16 protein-coding genes are annotated in these 20,526 nt (G+C 61.3%); 7 read left to right on the forward strand and 9 right to left on the reverse strand.

The features are described 5' to 3' along the window. Window positions 1-9: 9 nt before the first annotated feature. Window positions 10-2,478, reverse strand: a complete 2,469-nt coding sequence (gene plsB, locus IE079_RS12115) for a glycerol-3-phosphate 1-O-acyltransferase PlsB (RefSeq protein ID WP_189576766.1) — start codon at window positions 2,476-2,478, stop codon at window positions 10-12. A 113-nt stretch (window positions 2,479-2,591) separates the two neighbouring features. Between plsB and nudC the strand changes: the two genes are divergently transcribed. Both nudC and murI read left to right on the forward strand, forming a co-directional pair. Then, window positions 2,592-3,398, forward strand: a complete 807-nt coding sequence (gene nudC, locus IE079_RS12120) for an NAD(+) diphosphatase (RefSeq protein ID WP_189576769.1) — start codon at window positions 2,592-2,594, stop codon at window positions 3,396-3,398. After that, the gene (gene murI / locus IE079_RS12125; protein WP_227712474.1) at window positions 3,395-4,246 is read left to right on the forward strand and encodes a glutamate racemase; all 852 of its coding nucleotides are present in this window, start codon (window positions 3,395-3,397) and stop codon (window positions 4,244-4,246) included. Before nudC ends, murI begins: the two co-directional genes overlap by 4 nt. On the opposite strand, the gene IE079_RS12130 is transcribed toward murI, so the two are convergent. Beyond that, complete coding sequence (locus tag IE079_RS12130) at window positions 4,237-6,414, reverse strand: EAL domain-containing response regulator (RefSeq protein WP_189576771.1); 2,178 nt, start codon at window positions 6,412-6,414, stop codon at window positions 4,237-4,239. The two genes, murI and IE079_RS12130, sit on opposite strands and share 10 nt — an antisense overlap. A 91-nt stretch (window positions 6,415-6,505) precedes the next feature. Continuing rightward, complete coding sequence (locus tag IE079_RS12135) at window positions 6,506-8,050, reverse strand: HDOD domain-containing protein (RefSeq protein WP_189576773.1); 1,545 nt, start codon at window positions 8,048-8,050, stop codon at window positions 6,506-6,508. Between the two features lie 224 nt (window positions 8,051-8,274). Here IE079_RS12135 and IE079_RS12140 point away from each other — a divergent pair, with 224 nt between their 5' ends. The 4 genes from IE079_RS12140 to IE079_RS12155 all read left to right on the forward strand — a co-directional run bounded on the left by IE079_RS12140 (window position 8,275) and on the right by IE079_RS12155 (window position 14,400). Then, the gene (locus tag IE079_RS12140; protein ID WP_227712475.1) at window positions 8,275-9,531 is read left to right on the forward strand and encodes a MinD/ParA family ATP-binding protein; all 1,257 of its coding nucleotides are present in this window, start codon (window positions 8,275-8,277) and stop codon (window positions 9,529-9,531) included. Between the two features lie 298 nt (window positions 9,532-9,829). Continuing rightward, window positions 9,830-11,374: a fatty acyl-CoA reductase gene (locus IE079_RS12145; RefSeq protein ID WP_189576777.1), complete on the forward strand. Its 1,545-nt coding sequence runs from the start codon at window positions 9,830-9,832 to the stop codon at window positions 11,372-11,374. A gap of 266 nt (window positions 11,375-11,640) precedes the next feature. Then, entirely contained in the window at window positions 11,641-13,587 is a 1,947-nt protein-coding gene (acs, locus tag IE079_RS12150) for an acetate--CoA ligase (RefSeq protein ID WP_189576779.1), read from the forward strand. 147 nt (window positions 13,588-13,734) lie between these two features. After that, the gene (locus IE079_RS12155) at window positions 13,735-14,400 is read left to right on the forward strand and encodes a response regulator (RefSeq protein ID WP_189576781.1); all 666 of its coding nucleotides are present in this window, start codon (window positions 13,735-13,737) and stop codon (window positions 14,398-14,400) included. Here IE079_RS12155 and IE079_RS12160 read toward each other — a convergent pair. The 4 genes from IE079_RS12160 to IE079_RS12175 all read right to left on the reverse strand — a co-directional run bounded on the left by IE079_RS12160 (window position 14,397) and on the right by IE079_RS12175 (window position 17,026). Next, entirely contained in the window at window positions 14,397-14,816 is a 420-nt protein-coding gene (locus IE079_RS12160) for an endonuclease domain-containing protein (RefSeq protein ID WP_189576783.1), read from the reverse strand. The two genes, IE079_RS12155 and IE079_RS12160, sit on opposite strands and share 4 nt — an antisense overlap. A 74-nt stretch (window positions 14,817-14,890) precedes the next feature. Then, on the reverse strand, window positions 14,891-15,448 hold the full coding sequence (locus IE079_RS12165; protein WP_189576785.1) for a YceB family lipoprotein: 558 nt from the start codon (window positions 15,446-15,448) through the stop codon (window positions 14,891-14,893). An 89-nt stretch (window positions 15,449-15,537) separates the two neighbouring features. Continuing rightward, window positions 15,538-15,723 (reverse strand): CPXCG motif-containing cysteine-rich protein, encoded by a 186-nt coding sequence (locus IE079_RS12170; protein WP_189576787.1) that lies wholly within the window; start codon window positions 15,721-15,723, stop codon window positions 15,538-15,540. A gap of 79 nt (window positions 15,724-15,802) precedes the next feature. Next, on the reverse strand, window positions 15,803-17,026 hold the full coding sequence (locus IE079_RS12175) for a pyridoxal phosphate-dependent aminotransferase (protein ID WP_189576789.1): 1,224 nt from the start codon (window positions 17,024-17,026) through the stop codon (window positions 15,803-15,805). Between the two features lie 260 nt (window positions 17,027-17,286). On the opposite strand from IE079_RS12175, the gene IE079_RS12180 reads away from it, so the two are divergent. After that, on the forward strand, window positions 17,287-18,267 hold the full coding sequence (locus tag IE079_RS12180; protein WP_189576791.1) for a D-2-hydroxyacid dehydrogenase: 981 nt from the start codon (window positions 17,287-17,289) through the stop codon (window positions 18,265-18,267). Window positions 18,268-18,421: 154 nt separating this feature from the next. Here IE079_RS12180 and IE079_RS12185 read toward each other — a convergent pair whose 3' ends face one another. Beyond that, complete coding sequence (locus IE079_RS12185) at window positions 18,422-19,300, reverse strand: prepilin peptidase (protein ID WP_189576793.1); 879 nt, start codon at window positions 19,298-19,300, stop codon at window positions 18,422-18,424. Then, the gene (locus IE079_RS12190; protein WP_189576795.1) at window positions 19,300-20,526 is read right to left on the reverse strand and encodes a type II secretion system F family protein; all 1,227 of its coding nucleotides are present in this window, start codon (window positions 20,524-20,526) and stop codon (window positions 19,300-19,302) included. The genes IE079_RS12185 and IE079_RS12190 overlap by 1 nt, the downstream gene beginning before the upstream one ends.

Raw genomic sequence — 20,526 nt, forward strand, 5'->3', positions numbered from 1 at the left:
TGGCTGTGGTCAGGCGGCGCCCAGCTGGGTGACCTGGGCAATGGCCTGGCGTTTTTCCACACTCAGCACCAGCCGGGCATCTTCGGCGACCTCTTCCAGCTCACGGGTATAATCCAGCCGTTCGTCGTCGCCGGCGGTGATCACGTCATTCCTGCGCAGGTTCTCGATAAAGTTGCGGAACAGGGCCTTATCGAAGAACTCGGGCGCATTGAGGCCGAACAGGATCGACATGCGCTCGGCCATCAGCGTGCTTTCCTCTTCCAGTTCTTTTGCCGTCAGTACACCCGGACCATGCTTGCGCAGGGTGGCGATGACTATGTAATAGCGCTCCAGGGTCTGGATGATGAAACGGGACAGGGTGTGAAGCTGCAGCCGCTGGTCGGTGCCCTCGTCCGGGCCCATCACGCGATCGCCATCGGTACGCAGGAAGCCGTGTTCCACCAGGGTGTCGATCCAGCGGTCCACTTCCGCGCCCACGTTGTCGGCATCATGGCGCAGGAACAGTTCCGACTGCAGGTAGGGGTAGATGGCGCTGGCCAGAAAGGTCACCCGGTCCCGGGAGAGCGAGGTGCAGTTCTCGAACAGGCAGGCGATCAGTGCCGGCACCGCGAACAGGTGCTGTATGTTGTTGCGGTAGTAGGTCATCAGGGTGGCGTTGACGCCATCCAGGCCGACGATATCGCCCAGCTTCTGGGGGTGTCGCCCCACCAGCCCCATCGATTCGCAGTAGCGTATCCATTCCCGGCCATCGCCCTCGGGAAAGGTAACCGTGTCGGCGTAGGGTTGTGCCTTCAGCAGGGCCAGGTAGCGGTCCATCAGCCGCGCCAGCTGGCGCTCGTCCATGGCCAAGCGCTCGGTGGCCAGCAGCACCGTGGCGACCATGGTAACCGGATTGACGGCCACGGCGGCATTGATGCCGGTGACGACCTCGTTTGCCAGATGGTTCACCGCTGCATTCAGCCAGTGCGGCCGGGCCTCGCGCCCCACGGCCTCGTTTTTCCAGCCCGGGCGGGCCTGTTCCAGGGCGGTGTCCAGGTCGATACCCCTGCCGAAGTTGACCGACACCTTGCCGAAAGAGTTGCGTAACTTGCGTGCTGTCTTGGCCAGGCCTACCACGCTCTCCTGTTTCTTTTTCTTGCCCTGCAGCTCGCCCAGGTAGGAGCGGCCTTCCATCACTTTCTCGTAGCCGAAGTACACGGGCACCAGCACGATGGGTTTCTGGTGGTCCCGCAGGAAGCTTCGTACCGTCATGGACAGCATGCCGGGCCGTGGCTGCAGGGTGCGACCGGTGCGGCTGCGACCGCCTTCCACGAAGTATTCCACCGAGTATCCGCGGGTAAACATGACGTGCATGTACTCGTTGAACACAGTGGCGTAGAGGGGGTTGTCGCGAAAACTGCGGCGCATGAAAAAGGCACCACCGCGACGCAGTATGGGGCCCACCAGCGGCATGTTCAGGTTGATGCCGGCGGCGACATGGGGCGGCATCAGGCCATTGCGGTACAGCACGTAGGACAGCAGCATGTAATCAATGTGGGAGCGATGGCAGGGCACATAAACCACGGCGTTCTTCTCGGCCAGCTCCTGCACCTCATGGATGTTGTTGATGCGGATACCATTGTAGATGCGGTTCCATAGCCAGCTGAGCAGGATCTCCAGGATACGTATGGTGGCGATGGACATGCTTGAGGCGATCTCATTGGCATACCCCCATGCCCGCGCACGCACCTTGTCCGGATGGATCTCCTCGTGGCGGGCGGTCTCGCGGATAGCATCCCGCACGGCCGGGGTGCGGATCAGGTCGCCCACCAGGGTGCGGCGGTGGGACAGGTCGGGGCCCAGTACCGCCTGGCGTACCCGGCGGAAATGGGTTCTCAGCAGGCGGGCGGTCTTACGGGTGGCCCTGGCCTTGCTGCGGTGGTGTTCACGGACCGTGTTCGCCAGCGACAGCGGTTCGCCGAAGCGCACCAGGGTATTGCGGCCATGGAGCAGGATGATCAGCAGCTTCTGGAAGCGCCCGGCGACGGACCAGGTGTCTGACAGCAGCAGTTTGAGAAATGACTTTTCCTTGTCCGGTGACCGCCCCCAGAACAGGGACACCGGCACCAGCTGGATATCCAGAGTCGGGTCTTCCACCGACATGGCTATCAGCCGCTCCATGCGACGGGTCATGACCGGTGTGGCACGGGGGCTGAAGCTGCTGCGGGCGCGACGGTAGAGGAAGCAGAAGGAGTGACGCGGCCCGCCATGGATGTTCATCGGGGCACGGGCTGGCGGCAGATTGGCGCGTTCCACCTCCTGCTCAAGCACCAGCCGGGCCGACAGCGAGCTGTACTGCATGACGTAGCAGACCGGGCGATCCGGGTCCAGGTCCAGGTCCTGCCTGCTGGCACCAAGGACATCCGTACGCACCCACAGAAACAGGATTTTGCGCAGGAGGGTAGTCAGGGCGCCGGAAATGGCAGGCAGTATTTGCATTCAGTCAGACTCCGAAAGGGGACCTAGTGTCGGTGGTGGTGGACAAAGTGATGCGTGCTGATGACTTTAACAGATATGATACATTGCAGCCTTTGATGTGAGTGGAGTGTTTGATGGAAAACTGGAGCGCAGGCTGGTCTCACAAGGCACCGGATCCGGAAGACCTGGTGCTGGCCATGAATGGTCCGGAGATCTGGTGCCCCGATGATGACTGGTATCACCGCTGGGGCAGTGTCGAGGGCGCCCTGGACCACGGCGTCGAGCCTGTGTACGTGGGCGAGCTGGACGGCCGTGCGGTGTACGTGGCCAGCGTCGACCCCGGCATGCTGTTGTATGCCACCCGTCCGGTTCATCTTCGTGAAGCCCTGCTGACACTGCCGGACGCCCCGGCCTCGGTGCTGGGCACAGCCTCCCAGGTGCAGCAATGGTTTATGGATCACCGTTTCTGTGGCCGCTGCGGCAATGCCACCGGCTTCCACCCCCGTGAGCGGGCGCGCTGGTGCGACCACTGCGCCATTCCTTTCTATCCCCGCCTGGCGCCCTGCGTGATTGTGGTGATCCGCCGGGGTGACCGCTTCCTGCTGGCCCGTTCCTCGCGTGCGCGCAGCTACTTCTTCAGTCTGATCGCGGGTTTTGTGGAGCCGGGGGAAAGTGCCGAGGAAGCGGTTGCCCGGGAAACCATGGAAGAAACCGGCCTGACCGTTACCAACGTGCGCTACTGGACCTCCCAGCCATGGCCATTCCCCCACCAGCTGATGCTGGGTTTCTTTGCCGACTATGAATCCGGTGACCTGGTGTTGCAGGAAGATGAGCTGGCCGAGGCGGACTGGTTCACCCCCGATGATCACCCCCCGATTCCGCCGGACACTACCATTGCCGGACGTCTGATTCGCCAGTTGAAGGAGGAGATGGGCGCTTGAGTACGGCGCGTTCCCCGCAACCTCTGCGGCCACAACCTTCGCCGCCACGGCCTCTGCCACCACAAAGAGTGCCGGAAATCCTGGTGTTCGATTCCGGCCTGGGCGGACTGAGCATTGCCGCCAGTATCCACCGGCAGATACCGGCGGCGCGCCTGACCCATGTGGCGGACAACGCCGGCTTTCCCTATGGCAACCAGCCGGAAGCCACGGTGGTGGACCGCACCGTCAGCCTGGTGCTGGAACAGCTGGCCCGGCGTGCATTCGATGTGGTCGTGGTCGCCTGCAATACGGCCAGCACCGTGGCACTGCCGGCGCTCAGGGCTGCCGTGGACGTGCCGGTGGTCGGGGTGGTGCCGGCCATCAAGCCTGCCGCCGCGCTGTCGGACAGCCGCCGTATCGGCCTGCTGGCAACGCCGGCCACGGTCAAGCGCCCCTACCTGGAACAGCTGATTCGTGACTTCGCAGCGGACTGTGCCATCGAACGGGTAGGGCACCCGCAACTGGTCAGCTGGATTGAAGACTGGGCCCGGGGGCGCCCGCTGCCGGAACCGGCGCTGTCGGTGGCCTTACAACCGTTCCGCGATGCCGGCGTGGATACCCTGGTGCTGGGCTGCACCCATTACCCGCTGGTGCGGGAGGCGTTGCAGCGCCTGCTGCCAGAGGTCGCCCACTGGGTGGACTCGGGGGATGCCATCGCCCGCCGAACCGGAGCCCTGCTGGAGGCATCGGGTTTTCAGCCCGGGGATCTGGTGCGGCACAAGTCCTCGGGCCATCGCTGCCTGTTCTCCGGCCCGGTCATGGCGGATATCGATCCCTTCCTGGCCCGGCTGGGTTTCCGTCAGGCCTGAACGGCTGCCGGAAGCAACTGGCCATCCAGCAGCTTTTGCACCACCGGGCCGGGCTGGGCGCGGCCGAACAGAAAGCCCTGCACATGGTCACAGTGTCTGGCCCTGAGGTAGTCCAGCTGGTCCTGGTTTTCCACACCCTCGGCGACAATTTCCAGTTTCAGTCCCTTGGCCATGGCGATAACGGCGTCCACGATGCAGGCACCTTCATTACCCGCCCGGATACTCTGGATGAAGCTGCGGTCCACTTTCAGGATATGGATGGGGAGTTGGTGCAGGTAATTGAGCGAGGAGTAGCCCGTTCCGAAATCATCCACGGCAATGCGGATGCCCTGTTGCGCCAGCTCCCGAAGCGTCTGGCTCACCTTCTCCAGGTCATTCATGATCACATTCTCGGTAATCTCGATTTCCAGGTTGCCGGGCGGGAACCCTGCCTGGCGCAACTGAGCCATAAGGCGCCTGGCAAACATCGGATGTTCCACCTGAACCGGCGACAGGTTGACCGCAAGCCGCAGGTCGGAGTAGCCGGCGGCAATCCACTGGCCAACCTCCTCGCAGGCACTGGTCAGCACCTGGTGGCTGAGTTCGGCAATCAGATTGGTTTCCGAGGCCAGGGGCAGGAACTCGGCGGGTTGCAGCAGGCCCCGCTGGGGGTGGCGCCATCGCACCAGGGCTTCCAGCCCCCCCACTTCACCTGTCCGCAGGCAGACCTGGGGCTGGTAGTGGACCTCCAGTTCGCCATGGCTGATGGCCCTGCGCAGGTCCCGCTCCAGGGTCAGCCGCTGGCTGGTGTCCACGTTCATGCTGCTGTCGAAAAAGCAGTAGTTGTCCTTGCCCCGGGACTTGACCTGGTACATGGCCAGGTCCGCATTGCGTATCAGTTGTTCGATATGCTGCCCGTCCTCCGGATACATGGCGATACCAATGCTGACGCCCACGAAGATGTCCTGGTTATCGAGCCTGAAGGGGTCCTTCAGTGCGTCGATGAGCTTGCGCGCGATGATGGCGGCATGGTCACGGTCCGGCACCATGGGCAGCAGCAGGGTGAACTCGTCACCGCCGAATCGTGACAGGGTGTCACCCTTGCGCAGACATTTCTCAAGGCGTTGCGTCACTGCCTGCAACAGGCGGTCGCCCACGCTGTGGCCCAGGGTGTCATTGATAATCTTGAAGCGGTCCAGGTCCAGGAACATCACCGCCAGGGGGTGCTGGTAGCGGTTGGCCTGGTTGAGGGCCATGTTCAGCCTGTCCCTGAACAGGGCCCGGTTGGGCAGGCGCGTCAGCAGGTCATGATAGGCCTGGAAGCTGATGAACGCCTCGGCTTCCTTGCGCTCGGTGATGTCCCGGGCCAGCCCATAATAGCGGGCCCGCTCGCTGAGATGGCGTTCCTCCGGGTCGCCTGCGCTGTTCCAGCTACCCGGGTCGATCGGGAAGGCGGTGATTTCGAAATGCCGGGTGGTCTTCATGCTGCCGTTGGCGCGAAGACGCACCTCGAAGGTTGCCGGCCGGTCCGTGCTGATGCCCGGATCATCCAGCGAGAGGTTGCTGCCGAATGATTCCCCCTTGTCCAGCAACAGCCGGAAATGCTGGCCGATCAGATCAGCGGGCCGGTAGCCAAGCAGATTGGAAATCTTGCGGTTGAGGAAGCAGAAACGCCCCTGCTCATCAAGCATGAACACGATATCGGGCGAGTTGTTGACGATATAGCGATGCAGGGTCTCGGATTTTTCCAGCCGTTGCTGGACGTCTTCATGGGCCCGCAACAGCGATTGCCTGCCGAGCACGCTTTCCAGGGTTGCCAGCACTTCCTCGGGGTCGAAGGGTTTGCGGATATAATCGCTGGCCCCGCGCCGCAGGGCCCGGCTGACCGACAGGAAAGAGGTCTCGCCACTGACCACCACCAGAGCACACTCGGGCTGCAGTCGACAGGCCTCCTCCATGACCTGGAAGCCATCGCGACCCGGCATGTTAAGGTCCAGGAAGGCCAGGGCGAACTGGTGTTGCCGTAGCAGGCGGCAGGCCTCATTGCCGTCGGTGGCGGCGACCGCATGGTAGCCCTGTTCACCGAGAAGGTCGGTCAGGCTCTTCAGCAGGCGAAGATTGTCGTCGGCCACCAGTATCCGCTGGCGTTCCCGGAATGGCACTGGCTCTGAATCGGCTTTATGGATCATTGCACGCTACTCGTCGACCTGTGCCGGTTGTCAGCAGGTTCCTTTCCGTCAACCAGCCTGCGGACAAGTGCCCGGGCCGCTGGTGATGCTGTTACCGGTCTTCGGTTTCGGCCCCCGCGGGGAAAAGCAGCCGGAACAGGGTCCCCGAGGGGCCGCTCTGGCAACTGATGATGGCGTCCATGTCATCCATTAACTGTTTCACGATGCTCAGGCCCAGGCCACTATGGGCCTCGCCCTTACCGGTTGCAACCGGTTCGAAAAGGTTCTGTCTGATAGTGGCCGGCAGGCCGGGACCGTCGTCCGCTATGGTCAGCTCCACCCATTGCCGGTTCTGTTGCCAGACCGGTGCGGTGGACTGCAGCGTGATCTGCACCGGGCTTCCCGGCCTGCTCTCCGCGGCATTGCGTAGCAGGTTCAGTATCACCTGGCGGACCTGTGCCCCGGGGGCTGAAATGGCTGTGCTTTCGCCGCTGAGCGCCAGTGAACAGGTGACCTGTTGCTCCCGGAAAAGGCCGTCGGATAGCAGGTCCCGCAACGCCTGCACTTCGTGGTTGAGGACGGCCTGATGCCCGCTATTGTCTGCGGGAGTGGCACCGGCGCTGCCGGCGACCAGTTCCCCGAGTAACTCGCTGGCCCGGCCAAGCTCTTCCTCGATGATATCGATATCCCGGTCGTCTCCAGTCTCCGACAGTCGTTTGCGCAGCTGGTAGAGGTATTGCCGGACCACCGTCAACGGATTATTGATTTCATGGACCTGCCGGCGTATCCGGTCTTCCGACATCGACGGTGGCGACTGCGACAGCAGGTCGCTGGTCAACAGTTCCCGCACGGTCTCGATGGTCAGGCGCCGCGTCGAACGGTTGCCGTCGTAGTGGGCGAGCGTGGCCACTCCCATCTCCCGGGCCAGATCTTCTGTCTCCAGCCAGATGCGGCGCAGTATTTCCGCCGTCAGCTCGTCCTCCAGGCCAAACATGGTTTTTGCCATGGTCAGGCCGTGGCCTTCCCGGGTGACCAGCTGGACGGCAACGGCAACCAGGCGCGCCAGGTGCCGGGTCGGGCCCAGGGTTGTCGTGTCTGCCTGCTGGTGGGCCAGGGCCTCGAGGATGTCGGAGTCCAGTTGCCAGTGCCTGGCCAGGGCCACGCTCATCTCCACATATCCCGTCTCGGATGGCCTGTTGGGCACACTGAGTTCCTGACGCAACAGCAACAGTTTGCCGGCGTTGTGCAGCATGCCGGTCAGAAAGGCGGCGTCAGTGGCCGGGTAACGGGTAAGACGGGCCAGGGCCCTGCACAGCAGGGCGACGGCCAGGGCGTCGTGCCAGAAACCGTGAAGCTTCTGCCAGTGGCCTTCAGCCAGGTCAAACATGATCTGTTGCAGCGCAGCGGTCAGTACCAGCTGCTCCAGCTGATCGGTGCCGAGGCGCAGCAGGGCCTGCTCCAGGCTGTCTATTGGCTGTGGGTGATGGCTGCCGGTGGCGTTGGCCAGGGTAAGAATGCGCGCGGAAAGGGCGGTGTCGAGCTGAATAATGTCGGTAATCTGCCGGTAGCTCTGCTGACGGCGGCAGGCCTCCAGGGCCCTCAGATGGGGCTCCGGAAGCGAGGGGAGTGCTTCGTCAGTGGCAAGAGGTGGTGACATCGACCCTCTGTAACTATCCGTTAAGTAATGTTAACAATTAGTGACCCAGAATAGTCTATTTAGGTTACATATCAAGAGTTTTTGCCGGTAAATTGAACAACGGCGCCTACCATTCACGTGTTCCATTAATCAGAGTATCATGGATATCTCGTCATGGTCGCCGGGTGGCATGGCCATGAAACGGACAGGGACCAGTGGTACAGGATTGTTGACCAGGTATGGACGTGAGCGATTCCAGCAGTAACGGTTCACCGGTCCGCGAGGGCACAGGCGTGCCGGGTCGTTCCAGTCGCCCCGATATTATTGCCCTGACCGGGGGCAAAGGCGGCGTTGGCAAGACTTCCGTGGCGGTTAACCTGGCACTCACGATGGCTCGTGGCGGCCGGCGGGTGCTTTTGCTGGATGCAGACACCGATCTCGCCAACGTCAGTATCCTGCTTGGCCTCTATCCCACCCGCACCCTGGAGCATGCCATGGCCGGCGAGTGCCGGCTGGCTGACGTTATCCAGGAAGGCCCCCATGGCCTGCACATCATTGCCGGTGCTTCCGGTGTTCAGCGTTGCATGGATATGGACCTTGGCGATGCCGGGTCGGTGCTGCGTGACCTGGCCGGAATGGAACAGGCCTACGACACCATTCTCATCGATACCGCCTCGGGGTTGCGCCCGGCCGCTCTGCACATGATAGCTGCTGCCGCCCTGGCCTGCGTGGTCATCACGCCCGATCCGGCCTCACTGACCGATGCTTTCTCGCTGCTGCGGGTACTGCAGCGCCGGGGCTACCGCCGTACCCCGGGTGTGGTGGTCAACATGGCGGCCGGAGCATCCCAGGCGAGGGAGGTTTTCCGTCGCTTCTCGGGCGCCACACACCGCCATCTGGGGATGGATACCGAATACATTGGCGCTATCTGGCGTGACGAGTCGATTCAGCAGTCCGTGGAGTTGCAGCGACCGGTCGCCCTGTTGTCGGAGTCGGACCCCTCCAGCCGGCAGTTCATTTCCCTCGCGGATCAGCTGATCAGGCACCTGTCGCAGCTACCGGCACGCAAGAGTGGCCTTGCCGCCTACTGGTACCATCGCAGTCACCGACAACAGGAGGTGTCCGCCCCGGAAACTGCGTCGCCGTCGCCCGCCACCGCCGATACCGAGCAACAAGGTAATGCACCCACCGGGATGCATCATCAGTCGACACCCCCCGACTCGCCCCGGGAACAGTGCCGGGCCCTTTTTGCCGATTTGCAGCGGCTGCTGGCGGAGCGCCCACAGGATGCCCTGCTCAGGCAGGAAGCATTGCGCGGAGCCTCTGCACTGTTATCGGGCATGGCATCGGAACCGGAAACATCCCTGCTACCGCGGTCAATCGGTTACAGCAGCACCGATTTCGGCTCACAGGATGCCTTGCTGGCAACCCTGAAGTCGCAGCCGGATTCCGTTCGTGTGGAGGGCTTTCTGGCGGCGCTGTCAGACAATTATGATCAGTAAATCGACAGTTCATTTATTGGTTTTTGTCTCTATATTGTCATGGTCACCATGACAAACTCACGACCTCACGGCCAGTGTGTTACGGTGCCCCGCACAAGTTTGGCCCGTATTGTGCAAATCCCGGACAGATCGTCGTCGTCAATTTGAGCATCGGCAACACGGTTGCGGTGAGGGCGATAATGCCCGGCGAGCCCATGGCTCAGGGAGAGCCGGGTCTGACTACCATGGATGCCCCTGAGGCCCGGAATCCAACCCTCGTTCCGGACCCGCGAGACCAACGAGAAGGAGTTCAACCGAAATGAGTCATCTGTTTCCGGATTTCGACGACACAGATTCCTCTGTTCGCCGCGCCCTGGAGGGCAAACATGTCCTGATTACCGGTACCACCGGCTTTCTCGGCAAGGCGGTCCTGGAGAAGCTGATCCGGGCCGTGCCCGAGATCGGCGGCATATATCTGCTGGTGCGCGGCAATGCCCGCCACCCCGATGCCCGCGAGCGCTTCTACAGTGAAATCGCCAGTGCCAGTGTGTTCGAGCTGCTGCGCAATGAGGATCAGGAAAGGTTCGAGGCGTTCCTCGAGCAGAAAGTCCACTGTATAAAGGGTGAGCTTACCCGTCCCCGGTTCGGGCTGCCGGAGACCGAGTTCGAGCGCCTGACATCCCGCATTGATCTGGTGATCAACTCCGCGGCCAGCGTCAACTTCCGCGAGGAATTGGACAAGGCCCTGACCATCAACACCCTGTGCCTGGACAACGTGGCCCAGTTTGCCCGTCACGGCGGTGGTATCCCGGTGGTTCAGGTGTCCACCTGCTATGTGAACGGCATGAACAGCGGCGAGATTGGTGAGGAAGTCATCAAGCCCGCCGGTGCCGCCATTCCACGCAGTGACGACGGTCATTACCAGACCGAAGCCCTGGTGCGGCTGCTCCATGACAAGATCACCGATGTGCGGTCCCGCTATTCCGGCAAGTTGCTGGAGAAGAAGCTGGTGGAGCTGGGTATTCGCGAAGCCAATCATTATGGCTGGAGCGATACCTACACCTTCACCAAGTGGCTGGGCGAGCAGCGGCTGATGGAATCGCTGGCGGACCAGAGCCTGACCATCGTGCGCCCCTCGATCATCGAAAGTGCCCTGAAGGAACCCATGCCGGGCTGGATCGAGGGCGTCAAGGTAGCGGATGCCATCATCCTGGCCTACGCCCGTGAGAAGGTCACCCTGTTCCCCGGTAACCGCGAGAGCATTATCGACGTGATTCCCGTGGACCTGGTGGCCAACAGCATCCTGCTGGCCGGCGCCGAGGCGGTAACCGCGGAGCCGGCGCGCCGTATCTACCAGTGCTGCAGCGGGTCCATGAACCCGGTTTCCCTGGGTGAGTTCATTGACCATCTGATGGACGAAGCGAGGGAGAACCATGCCGCCTACGACAAGCTGTTCTGCCGGCAGCCCACCAAGCCCTTCATTGCCGTCAATCGCACCCTGTTTGACGCGACGGTAACCGGTATCCGGATGCCCCTGTCACTGGCCAGCAAGGTCATGAAGATGGCCGGGCAGAGCCGTGAACTGAAGCTGCTGCGTAACCTGGACACCACCCGGGCCCTGGCGACCATTTTCGGCTTCTACACCGCGCCGGACTACGTGTTCCACAATGAAAAACTGATGGCACTGGCCGAACGCATGGGCGACAGCGACCGGGAGATGTTCTCGGTGGATCCCCGCCGCATCGGCTGGGAAACCTACCTCCGCAAGACGCACCTGGGTGGGCTCAACCGCTACGCCATGGCTGAACGACGGGTGTACAGCCTGCGCACCCGCCGCCAGCGCCGCGCCAAAGCCGCTGCCTGACGCCCCTCTGCACGCTGACCCGCCCGGCTTCCTTTGCAGTGGGGCCCGGCGGGTCTATTCTTTCGGTATACGTTGGTCTAATTCAATGGTCAGCCCTGACATGGTCAGATAGGGCAATCCACTTATCAGGAATCGGCTGAGCCAACCATTGATGGCTGACGATTCCTGCCTGCCGCATGCTCATCGGTTTGCCCGGCAGCGGACGACAAGTTCTGTTCCAACAATTCCGACAACTCAGTAACAGGCTCTGAAAAAAGGGGGAGATAATGACCGACAAGAAGCTATACCCGGTACCCGACAATTTTGCCAAACGCGCCCTCATCAGTCGCGAACAGTACGAACAGATGTACAAGCAGTCCATCGAGGACCCGGACACCTTCTGGGGTGAGCACGGCAAGCGTCTGGACTGGATCAAGCCTTACAGCAAGGTGAAGAACACCACCTTCGACTACGACAACCTGTCCATCAAGTGGTTCGAGGATGGTGTGCTCAACGCCTCCACTAACTGCCTTGACCGGCACCTGGAGAAGCGCGGCGACCAGACCGCGATCATCTTCGAAGGCGACGACCCGGCTGATTCCCGCCACGTCACCTACCGCGAACTGCATGCGGAAACCGCCAAGTTCGCCAACGTACTCAAGACCCTGGGCATCAAGAAAGGCGACGTGGTCACCATCTATATGCCCATGATTGTGGAAACCGCCGTGGCCATGCTGGCCTGCGCCCGCATCGGTGCCATCCATTCCGTGGTGTTTGGTGGTTTCTCGCCGGAAGCCCTGGGTGCCCGTATCGAGAACGGCAAGTCACGTTTCGTGGTGACGGCTGACGAAGGTGTGCGCGGTGGCCGCAAGATTCCCCTGAAAAAGAATGTGGACGCGGCCCTCAAGGGTGACAGCAAGACCGATGTGGAGAAGGTTGTGGTGGTAAGCCGCACCGGCGCTGATGTGCCGTGGGACGCCAGCCGCGACGTGCATTATGAAGACCTTATGAAGGACGCCTCGGCGGAGTGCCCGCCGGAGCCCATGGGCGCGGAAGACCCGCTGTTCATGCTGTATACCTCCGGCTCCACCGGTGCGCCCAAGGGCGTGCTGCATACCACCGGCGGCTACCTGACTTTCGTGTCCATGACCCACGAGTATGTGTTCGATTACCAGGACGGCGACGTCTACTGGTGTACCGCCGACTTTGGCTGGGTGACCGGCCACAGCTATATCCTGTATGGCCCGCTGGCGAATGGTGCCATCACGGTGTTGTTCGAGGGCGTGCCCAACTACCCGGACACCTCCCGCATGGGGCAGGTGGTGGACAAGCATAAGGTCAACGTACTCTACACCGCCCCCACCGCCATCCGCGCGCTGATGGCCGAGGGCGAATCGTGCATGGAAGGCACCAATCGCGAGAGCCTGCACCTGCTGGGTTCCGTGGGCGAGCCCATCAACCCGGAAGCCTGGGAGTGGTACCATCGGGTCATCGGCAACAGCCAGTGCCCGATCGTGGACACCTGGTGGCAGACCGAGACCGGCGGCATCCTGATTTCGCCACTGCCCGGTGCCGTGGACCTGAAGCCGGGTTCCGCCACCGTCCCCTTCTTCGGGGTGCAGCCGGCGCTGGTGGACAATGATGGCAACATCCTGGAAGGCAAGAGCGAGGGTAACCTGGTGATCCTCGACAGCTGGCCTGGCCAGATGCGCACCATCTTTGGCGACCACGAACGCTTCAAACAGACCTACTTCAGCACCTACCCGGGCCGCTACTTCACCGGTGACGGCGCCCGTCGTGACGAGGATGGCTACTACTGGATCACCGGCCGTGTCGACGACGTACTGAACGTGTCCGGGCATCGCCTGGGTACCGCCGAAGTGGAAAGCGCCCTGGTAGCCCACGACAAGGTGGCGGAAGCCGCTGTGGTGGGTTATCCCCACGACATCAAGGGGCAGGGCATCTACGTCTACGTGACCGTGGTCCAGGGCGTGGAGCCCACCGAGGAGCTGCGCAAGGAGCTGATCCAGTGGGTGCGCAAGGAAATTGGCCCCATCGCCTCCCCGGATGTCATCCAATGGGCATCGGGGCTGCCGAAGACCCGCTCCGGCAAGATTATGCGCCGCATCCTGCGCAAGATCGCCGCCAATGAGCACGATCAGCTGGGGGATACCTCCACCCTGGCGGATCCGGGCGTGGTGGACGATCTTATCAGCGAGCGCGCTTTCAAATAGACTCTCGCCCATAACGACAGCCAACGATGCCCGCGGGGATAATCTCCCTGCGGGCATCGTCGTGTTCAGGGTACAATCAGGTCAGCGAATGAACCGAACGGCACATGACCGCCCTGAACGCCGCCATAACGAGAAGGATGCCTGTGGATGACTCAACACATTATCATCGCCGATGATCACCCCCTGTTCCGCGCCGCGCTGCGCCAGGCCGTCAGCCAGGCGGTGCCCGATGCGGACGTGGCCGAGGTGGAGAGCATCAAGGCCCTGCAGGCCGCCGTGGAGCAGAAGCCGGATGCGGACCTGGTGCTGCTGGACCTGAATATGCCGGGAGCCCACGGCTTCTCCGGCCTGGTATTCATGCGTGGCCAGTATCCCGGCCTGCCGGTGGTGGTGGTGTCGGGCTCCGAGGACCTGCAGGTGATGCGCCGGTCCATCGACTATGGCGCCTCCGGCTTTATCCCCAAGTCGGCACCGCTGCCGGAAATCACCGATGCCATACAGGCGGTGCTGGAAGGGGACATGTGGCTGCCGGAAGGCGTTGCGGAAAAGCTGGAGCAGATGCAGGTGGAAAACACCGACTTCTCGGAACGCCTGGCCTCCCTGACACCCCAACAGTTCCGGGTGCTGGGCATGCTGGCGGAAGGCCTGCTGAACAAGCAGATCGCCTACGACCTGGACGTCTCCGAAGCCACCATCAAGGCTCACATCACCGCCGTCTTCCGCAAACTGGGCGTCCGCAACCGGACCCAGGCAGTGATAGCCATCCAGCAGATGGAGCTGGATCCGTCCGACTCGTCGTTGTCGGGGAGCTAGGTAGAAGGATTAATAGCTGTCCGGTCATCTCCATTGACTGCGCTTTGGTCTCCCTCTCCCCCGGAGGGAGAGGGTCGGGGTGAGGGGGAGGCGCGAAGCGCCCGATATATCTCCTCCAACACCACTTCAGTTTGCCCCTGGATATCGTGGTTCCAGAACCTCAAAACTTGAAACCCTTGCTGAATAAGCCAGGCATCTCGCACAGAGTCCCTGCTGGATTCGTTGTGGTGACCACCATCTGCCTCCACGATGAGCCTGTGGTTCAGTTCAACGAAGTCCACAACATAAGGCCCGAGTGGATGCTGTCTGCGAAACTTGGCTCCCTGGATCCTTTTATCTCGCAGATGACGCCAAAGCAGACGCTCCGCGTCAGTCATATTTTTACGCAGGTTTTTTGCGAACTTCCTTTGTTCCATACGTGGTCTTCCTTGATTGGAGTTGATGGCTCCACCCTCACCCCAACCCCTCTCCCCTCGAGGGAGACGGGCTTTTAGCGTTTCACAAACTCCAGACGCCCCGGCGCCACCCGCAGGTCCATATCCGTCATGCCCATGATCCTGGCGCCCAGGCTGGTGTCATCCAGGCGGTACACTGGCACGTTCTCCAGCATCTGGGCGACCACGCGCATGACATTGTCAGTCACCGGCGCCAGTTCCTTACTGCCGAAATAGGGCGTGTCGACGCTGCTTTCCAGAAGCTTCAGGCGGCGGATATAGATGGCCCGTTCCTGGCTGTCGTACACCGGCGACCCCTCCACTTTCAGGTTGATATTCGCCGGTATCTTCGCCATCAGGGCATTCAGCGCCACCTGGCCTGACAGGTCAATCACTGCCACGTCGCGGCCATCCGGGCCCAGGGTGATATCCGCGTTGGAGAGGGACAGGCTCAGGGGCGATCCTGCCTGCAACTGCTCGCGGTCATAGTTGGACACGGCGTCCTGCAGGTGTCGCTCCAGGGTGGATTCACTGATGGTGAGGGGTGAGAAGCCCGCACAACCGGACATCAGGAGTGCGGCCAGTGCCAATGTGATTACGACGCGAAACTTCATGGTCTTTCCTGTAGGTCTAGGGTAATGAGTATAGGTTGGCCGAGTGCACTGTTGCAGGCAAGTGCCGTATGGGGCAGGGACGTTACACCTTAGTCATTCTCCGGCGCTGCTGTCAGCTGTAACTCGTCGTCAGCGTCGAACCAGGCATGGATCAGGATGGGCTGACAGCAGACCTGGCAGTCCTCCACGTATTCCTGGTCCCTGACGCTGGGGTCGACAAAGACCTCCAGCTGTTCCCAGCAGTAGGGGCATTGGATGACGGCGGGTTCCAGCATGGTTGTCGGCCGGTTCGGGAGGTTGCTTCAGGGCGCCGGCGCGTTGTGCACCGGCGCCCAAAACAATAGTGTCAGGACGTCAGAACTGCTGTTTCGCCATCCACGGGATGATGCGGTCGAAGGCTTCTTCCAGTTTCTCGCAGGTGGTGGAGAAACTCAGCCGCAGGGCATTCTGCGTGTTCTCGCCGAAGGCATCGCCCGGCACAGTACAGACACCGGTTTCCTTCAGCATGCGCAGGGCCAGGTCCGACCCGTCCACATGGGGTGGCAGGTTGGGGAAGGCAAAAAAGGCGCCCCCGGGCTTGTAGCCGGTGAGGTGGGGCGTCTGGTCGATCAGTTCAACGATCTTGTCCCGCCGTTCCCGGTAAATGCCCACCATATCCCGGATGCATTGCTGGTCACCGGTCAGGGCCGCCACCCCGGCAAACTGGGCGGGCGTATTGGCCACCGAGGTGGTGAACATGTGATACCGGCGCAGGCTCTTGATGGTGGCCTGACTGGAGATCACCCAGCCGATCCGCAGGCCCGCCATGCTGTAGGTCTTGGAGAAGCTGCTGATGCACATGATGTTGTCCAGGTCCACGGAGCAGTTAAGAACACTGGCGTAGTCCTCGTCGTCAAAGATCAGGTGATCATAGACCTCATCGGAGTAGATGTGTATGCCCCGGTAGGCGCACTCTTCCACGATGGTCTCGATGGTCGACCGTGGGTACACCGCCCCGGTGGGATTGTTGGGCGAATTGAGGATGATCGCGTAGGTACGCGACCCCATGGCGCGGATAACCTCGTCCGGGTCCAGTTGATGATCGTTTTCGGCCCGGGTGGGAATATACTTCACCTCACCGCCGTTCATACGTATCAGTGGGGCATACAGCAGGAACGTGGGGTCGGTGATAATGAACTGCCGCCCCGGCTGCGCGGTGGAGGTGATCGTCAGGTACATGGCCTCGGTGGCCCCGCTGGTGATCAGGATATTGTCCCGGGTCAGCTTACGGTTGTATCGCTTGCTGTAGTAATCCCGCAGAGCGACCAGCAGTTCCGGCAGGCCGGCGTCCATGGTGTAGCCGGTCTGGCCTGCGTTGAGAGCATCAATGTAGGCGTCGATAACATGTTTTGGCGTTGGCAGATCCGGCTGGCCAATCGACAGGTGGATGACGTCGTTCATGTCCGCCGCCATGTTGACCATCCGTCGGATACCAGGCACCGGAATCGCCTGCATGGCGGGGTTCCAGGACGCCTTCGCCTTGCGGTACTTCACCTTGCGCGGCTGGGTTTGCCCGGTATCTTTTGCAGCTTCTGCCATAAACACCTCTCACTGCCATGAATTGATTTCCGGCAGGCCGCTCCCCGCGGGGCCTGTCAGCGGCTCTGTAACGCCTTTGTTCTGGCAGAGTAGTCTACGACGCAATACCGGTACAAGACCTTTGAGAGCTTTATTTCAGGAGCCTCTGAACGACGGCTGAAAACCCGGTCAGATGTTTTTCCGGGCAGGTTTGACCCCGCATGCCGCAGCGGCCAAACTCATGGCAGGTAACGTCCCGCTGACAGGAGGATTTCACGCCCATGAGCCAACACCAGAAGCCGATTATCACCGTACTCACCGCGCCGGATGAAGATGCGCCGCCGGGTATCGAGGCGGTCAAGGCCCGTGGCGAGGTACGGTTTGCCTGGGACGAGGACACGCTGCGCGAAGCCCTGCCCGGCAGTCAGGTGATGATGGTGACGGATTTCCGCACCGAGGCCCTGGAGGCTGCCTGGCCCGTGGCGGACAAACTGGAGTGGATTCACGCCACCAGCGCGGGTGTGGATGCGCTGATGTTCCCGGCGCTGATTGACAGCAATGTCACCGTCACCAATGCCCGGGGCATCTTCGACCGCAGTATCGCCGAATACGTGCTATGCACCATGCTGATGTTTGCAAAGGACTTTCCCCGGTCCATGCGGCTGCAGGCGGGCCACAAGTGGAAGCACCGGGATACCGAGCGTGCCGAGGGGCGGGAAGTGCTGGTCGTGGGTGCCGGTTCCATCGGCCGGCAGATCGCGCGGCTGGCCCGCGCTGTTGGCATGAATCCCCATGGCATCGCCCGCCGGGCCCGGGATGAGGATGAAGACTTTATCGCCGTTCATGCCAACGAGCAGCTGTTCGACCAACTGGCCGTAGCGGACTTCGTGGTGATCGCCGCACCCCTGACGCCGCAGACGGAAGGCCTGTTCGACCAGAAGGCCTTCGCCGCCATGAAAGACAGCGCCCGCCTGATCAACATCGGCCGCGGCCCTATCGTCAACACCAAAGACCTGGTCGACGCGCTCAATAAAGGGGAAATCGCCGGTGCGGGCCTGGATGTGTTCGAAGAGGAACCCCTGCCGGAGGATCACCCGTTATGGGAGATGGGCAACGTTATCCTCACCCCCCACATGTCCGGCGACTTCATCGGCTGGCGCCGGGCCCTGACGGATCAGTTCCTGGAGAACTTTGATCGCTGGCATCACGGCGATGAGTTGTTCAATAACGTGGATAAAAAACTGGGCTACGCGGGAAGCTGACTCTCCAAGTTCTCGCCGAACATTCCCTCTCCCCTGGAGGGAGAGGGCCAGGGTGAGGGGGAGCGCCCAAAGGGCGCTGGAAGTCAGGCAATGGAGTTGAACTCTCCCCCTCACCCCAACCCCTCTCCCTCCAGGGGCGAGGGGCTAAAAGCAGTCAACCAACCCCCAGCCACGCATACCACCCAAACAGAATCTCATCCCCGAACCAAAGCGACAGCAACCCGGCCGCCGCCAGATAAGGCCCAAACGGAATAGGCACTTCCCGGCCATGCTTGCGGAACACCATCAGGCTGATACCCACGATGGCACCCACCAGCGACGACAGCAGCACCACCGCGGGCAACAACTGCCAACCCAGCCACGCGCCAATAGCTGCCAGCAACTTGAAATCCCCATGCCCCATGCCTTCCTTGCCGGTCACCAGCTTGAACAGCCAGTAGACGGACCAAAGGGAAAGGTAACCCGCAACGGCGCCCCAGAAGGCACTGGTAAAGTCCGTCAGGTACCCGAAGTAGTTCAACACCAGGCCCAGCCACATCAGGGGCAGGGTGATGTTGTCTGGCAAAAGCTGGGTGTCGAAATCGATCATGGTCAGGGCAATCAAGGCCCAGACCAGAGCCAGCGCCCAAAGGGTTCCGGCAGAAGGCCCCAGCAACCAGACCGTGATCAGGGAAAACACAGCAGTGATCGCTTCAATCAGCGGATAGCGTGGCGAAATGCGGGTCTTGCAGTTGCTGCATTTACCCCTGAGGAACAGATAGCTGACCACCGGAATATTCTCCCAGGGCCGGATCCGATGACCACAGGACGGGCAAGTGGACGCAGGGCGGGAGAGGGTGACCGTCTCCTCGGATTTGCGTTCACCCTCCGGAACCTCCAGGAATTCCTGGCACTGACAACGCCATTCCTGGTGCATCATTTTCGGCAGGCGCAGGATGACAACGTTCAGGAAGCTGCCGATGCAAAGAGACACAAAGAGCACGGTCAGATACAGCAGCCAGGGCGTGGACAGGAATACATCAAGGGAGGGCATCAACCAACAACCTGCCCCATCTGGAAGATCGGCAGGTACATAGCCACAATCAGGCCACCAACAAGCACACCCAGCACAGACATGATCATCGGCTCCATCAGCGAGGTCAGGTTGTCCACCATGTCGTCAACCACGGCCTCATAGTGTTCCGCCACCTTGGCCAGCATCTCATCAAGGTTACCGGACTCCTCACCGATGGCCGTCAACTGCACGGCCATCACCGGGAAAACGTCAGTCTGTTTCATGGCGGCCTGCAACTGCACACCAGACGACACCTCATCCTTGATTTTCATGACCGCATCGCGGTAAACGGCATTACCGGTGGCTCCTGCAACAGAATCCAGAGCCTCGACCAGCGGCACGCCGGCGGCGAACGTGGTGGACAATACCCGGCCAAACTTGGCAACGGCGGACTTGTCAATGATCTCGCCCATAATGGGAATTTTGAGGATGTACTTATCGACCATGTCCGAAAACTTCTGTGACCGTCGCTTGGCCTGACCGAAAGAGAAAATGAAGGCCACGATGCCCAGCAGGATTATAAACCACCACTTCTGCATCCATTCAGACAGTTGAATGACCATCTGGGTGAACACCGGAAGATCGGCCCCGAACCCTTGGAACAAGCTCTCGAACTGGGGAACGACTTTGACTAGTAGTATGGCCGTCACAATGATCGCCACCACTACAACGGCAATGGGGTAAGTCATGGCCTTCTTGACCTTTTTCTTGAGCAGTTCCGTCTTCTCAAGGTAGGTGGCAATCCGTTCAAGCATCTGCTCCAGGGCACCGGCCTTTTCCCCTGAATCCACCAGGTTGCAGTAAAGGTCGTTGAAATGCTTGGGGTGGCGTCTCAGGGCGCCCGCGAAGCTGGTGCCGGAGGCAACATCATTGCGGATGGCTACCACCAGTTCCTGCAGACCCTTGTTGTCCAGGCCATCCGCAACAATGTCAAAGCTTTGCACCAGTGGCACCCCGGCTTTCATCATGGTGGCCAGCTGTCGGGTGAACATGGCGATGTCGAACGGCGTCACCTTCTTGCTGCCGCCGAACAGGGGCTTGGGCTTGCGCTTCACCTTGCTGGGAATGATGCCCTGCTTGCGCAACTGTGCCTTCACCAATGCCAGGTTGGTGCCCGAGACCTCGCCCTTGGTCTTGTTGCCCTTGCGGTCCTTGCCTTCCCAGACGTATGCCTGAAGTTTATCTGCGTTCTGTGCCTGTGCCAT

This window comes from Marinobacter zhanjiangensis (assembly GCF_014651935.1).
Lineage (GTDB): Bacteria > Pseudomonadota > Gammaproteobacteria > Pseudomonadales > Oleiphilaceae > Marinobacter > Marinobacter zhanjiangensis.

Coding starts and splice junctions, on each gene's coding strand:
- plsB (WP_189576766.1), bottom strand. CDS start 2,478: ATGCAAATACTGCCTGCCATTTCCGGCGCCCTGACTACCCTCCTGCGC.
- nudC (WP_189576769.1), top strand. CDS start 2,592: ATGGAAAACTGGAGCGCAGGCTGGTCTCACAAGGCACCGGATCCGGAA.
- IE079_RS12130 (WP_189576771.1), bottom strand. CDS start 6,414: ATGATCCATAAAGCCGATTCAGAGCCAGTGCCATTCCGGGAACGCCAG.
- IE079_RS12135 (WP_189576773.1), bottom strand. CDS start 8,050: ATGTCACCACCTCTTGCCACTGACGAAGCACTCCCCTCGCTTCCGGAG.
- IE079_RS12145 (WP_189576777.1), top strand. CDS start 9,830: ATGAGTCATCTGTTTCCGGATTTCGACGACACAGATTCCTCTGTTCGC.
- acs (WP_189576779.1), top strand. CDS start 11,641: ATGACCGACAAGAAGCTATACCCGGTACCCGACAATTTTGCCAAACGC.
- IE079_RS12155 (WP_189576781.1), top strand. CDS start 13,735: ATGACTCAACACATTATCATCGCCGATGATCACCCCCTGTTCCGCGCC.
- IE079_RS12160 (WP_189576783.1), bottom strand. CDS start 14,816: ATGGAACAAAGGAAGTTCGCAAAAAACCTGCGTAAAAATATGACTGAC.
- IE079_RS12165 (WP_189576785.1), bottom strand. CDS start 15,448: ATGAAGTTTCGCGTCGTAATCACATTGGCACTGGCCGCACTCCTGATG.
- IE079_RS12170 (WP_189576787.1), bottom strand. CDS start 15,723: ATGCTGGAACCCGCCGTCATCCAATGCCCCTACTGCTGGGAACAGCTG.
- IE079_RS12175 (WP_189576789.1), bottom strand. CDS start 17,026: ATGGCAGAAGCTGCAAAAGATACCGGGCAAACCCAGCCGCGCAAGGTG.
- IE079_RS12180 (WP_189576791.1), top strand. CDS start 17,287: ATGAGCCAACACCAGAAGCCGATTATCACCGTACTCACCGCGCCGGAT.
- IE079_RS12185 (WP_189576793.1), bottom strand. CDS start 19,300: ATGCCCTCCCTTGATGTATTCCTGTCCACGCCCTGGCTGCTGTATCTG.
- IE079_RS12190 (WP_189576795.1), bottom strand. CDS start 20,526: ATGGCACAGGCACAGAACGCAGATAAACTTCAGGCATACGTCTGGGAA.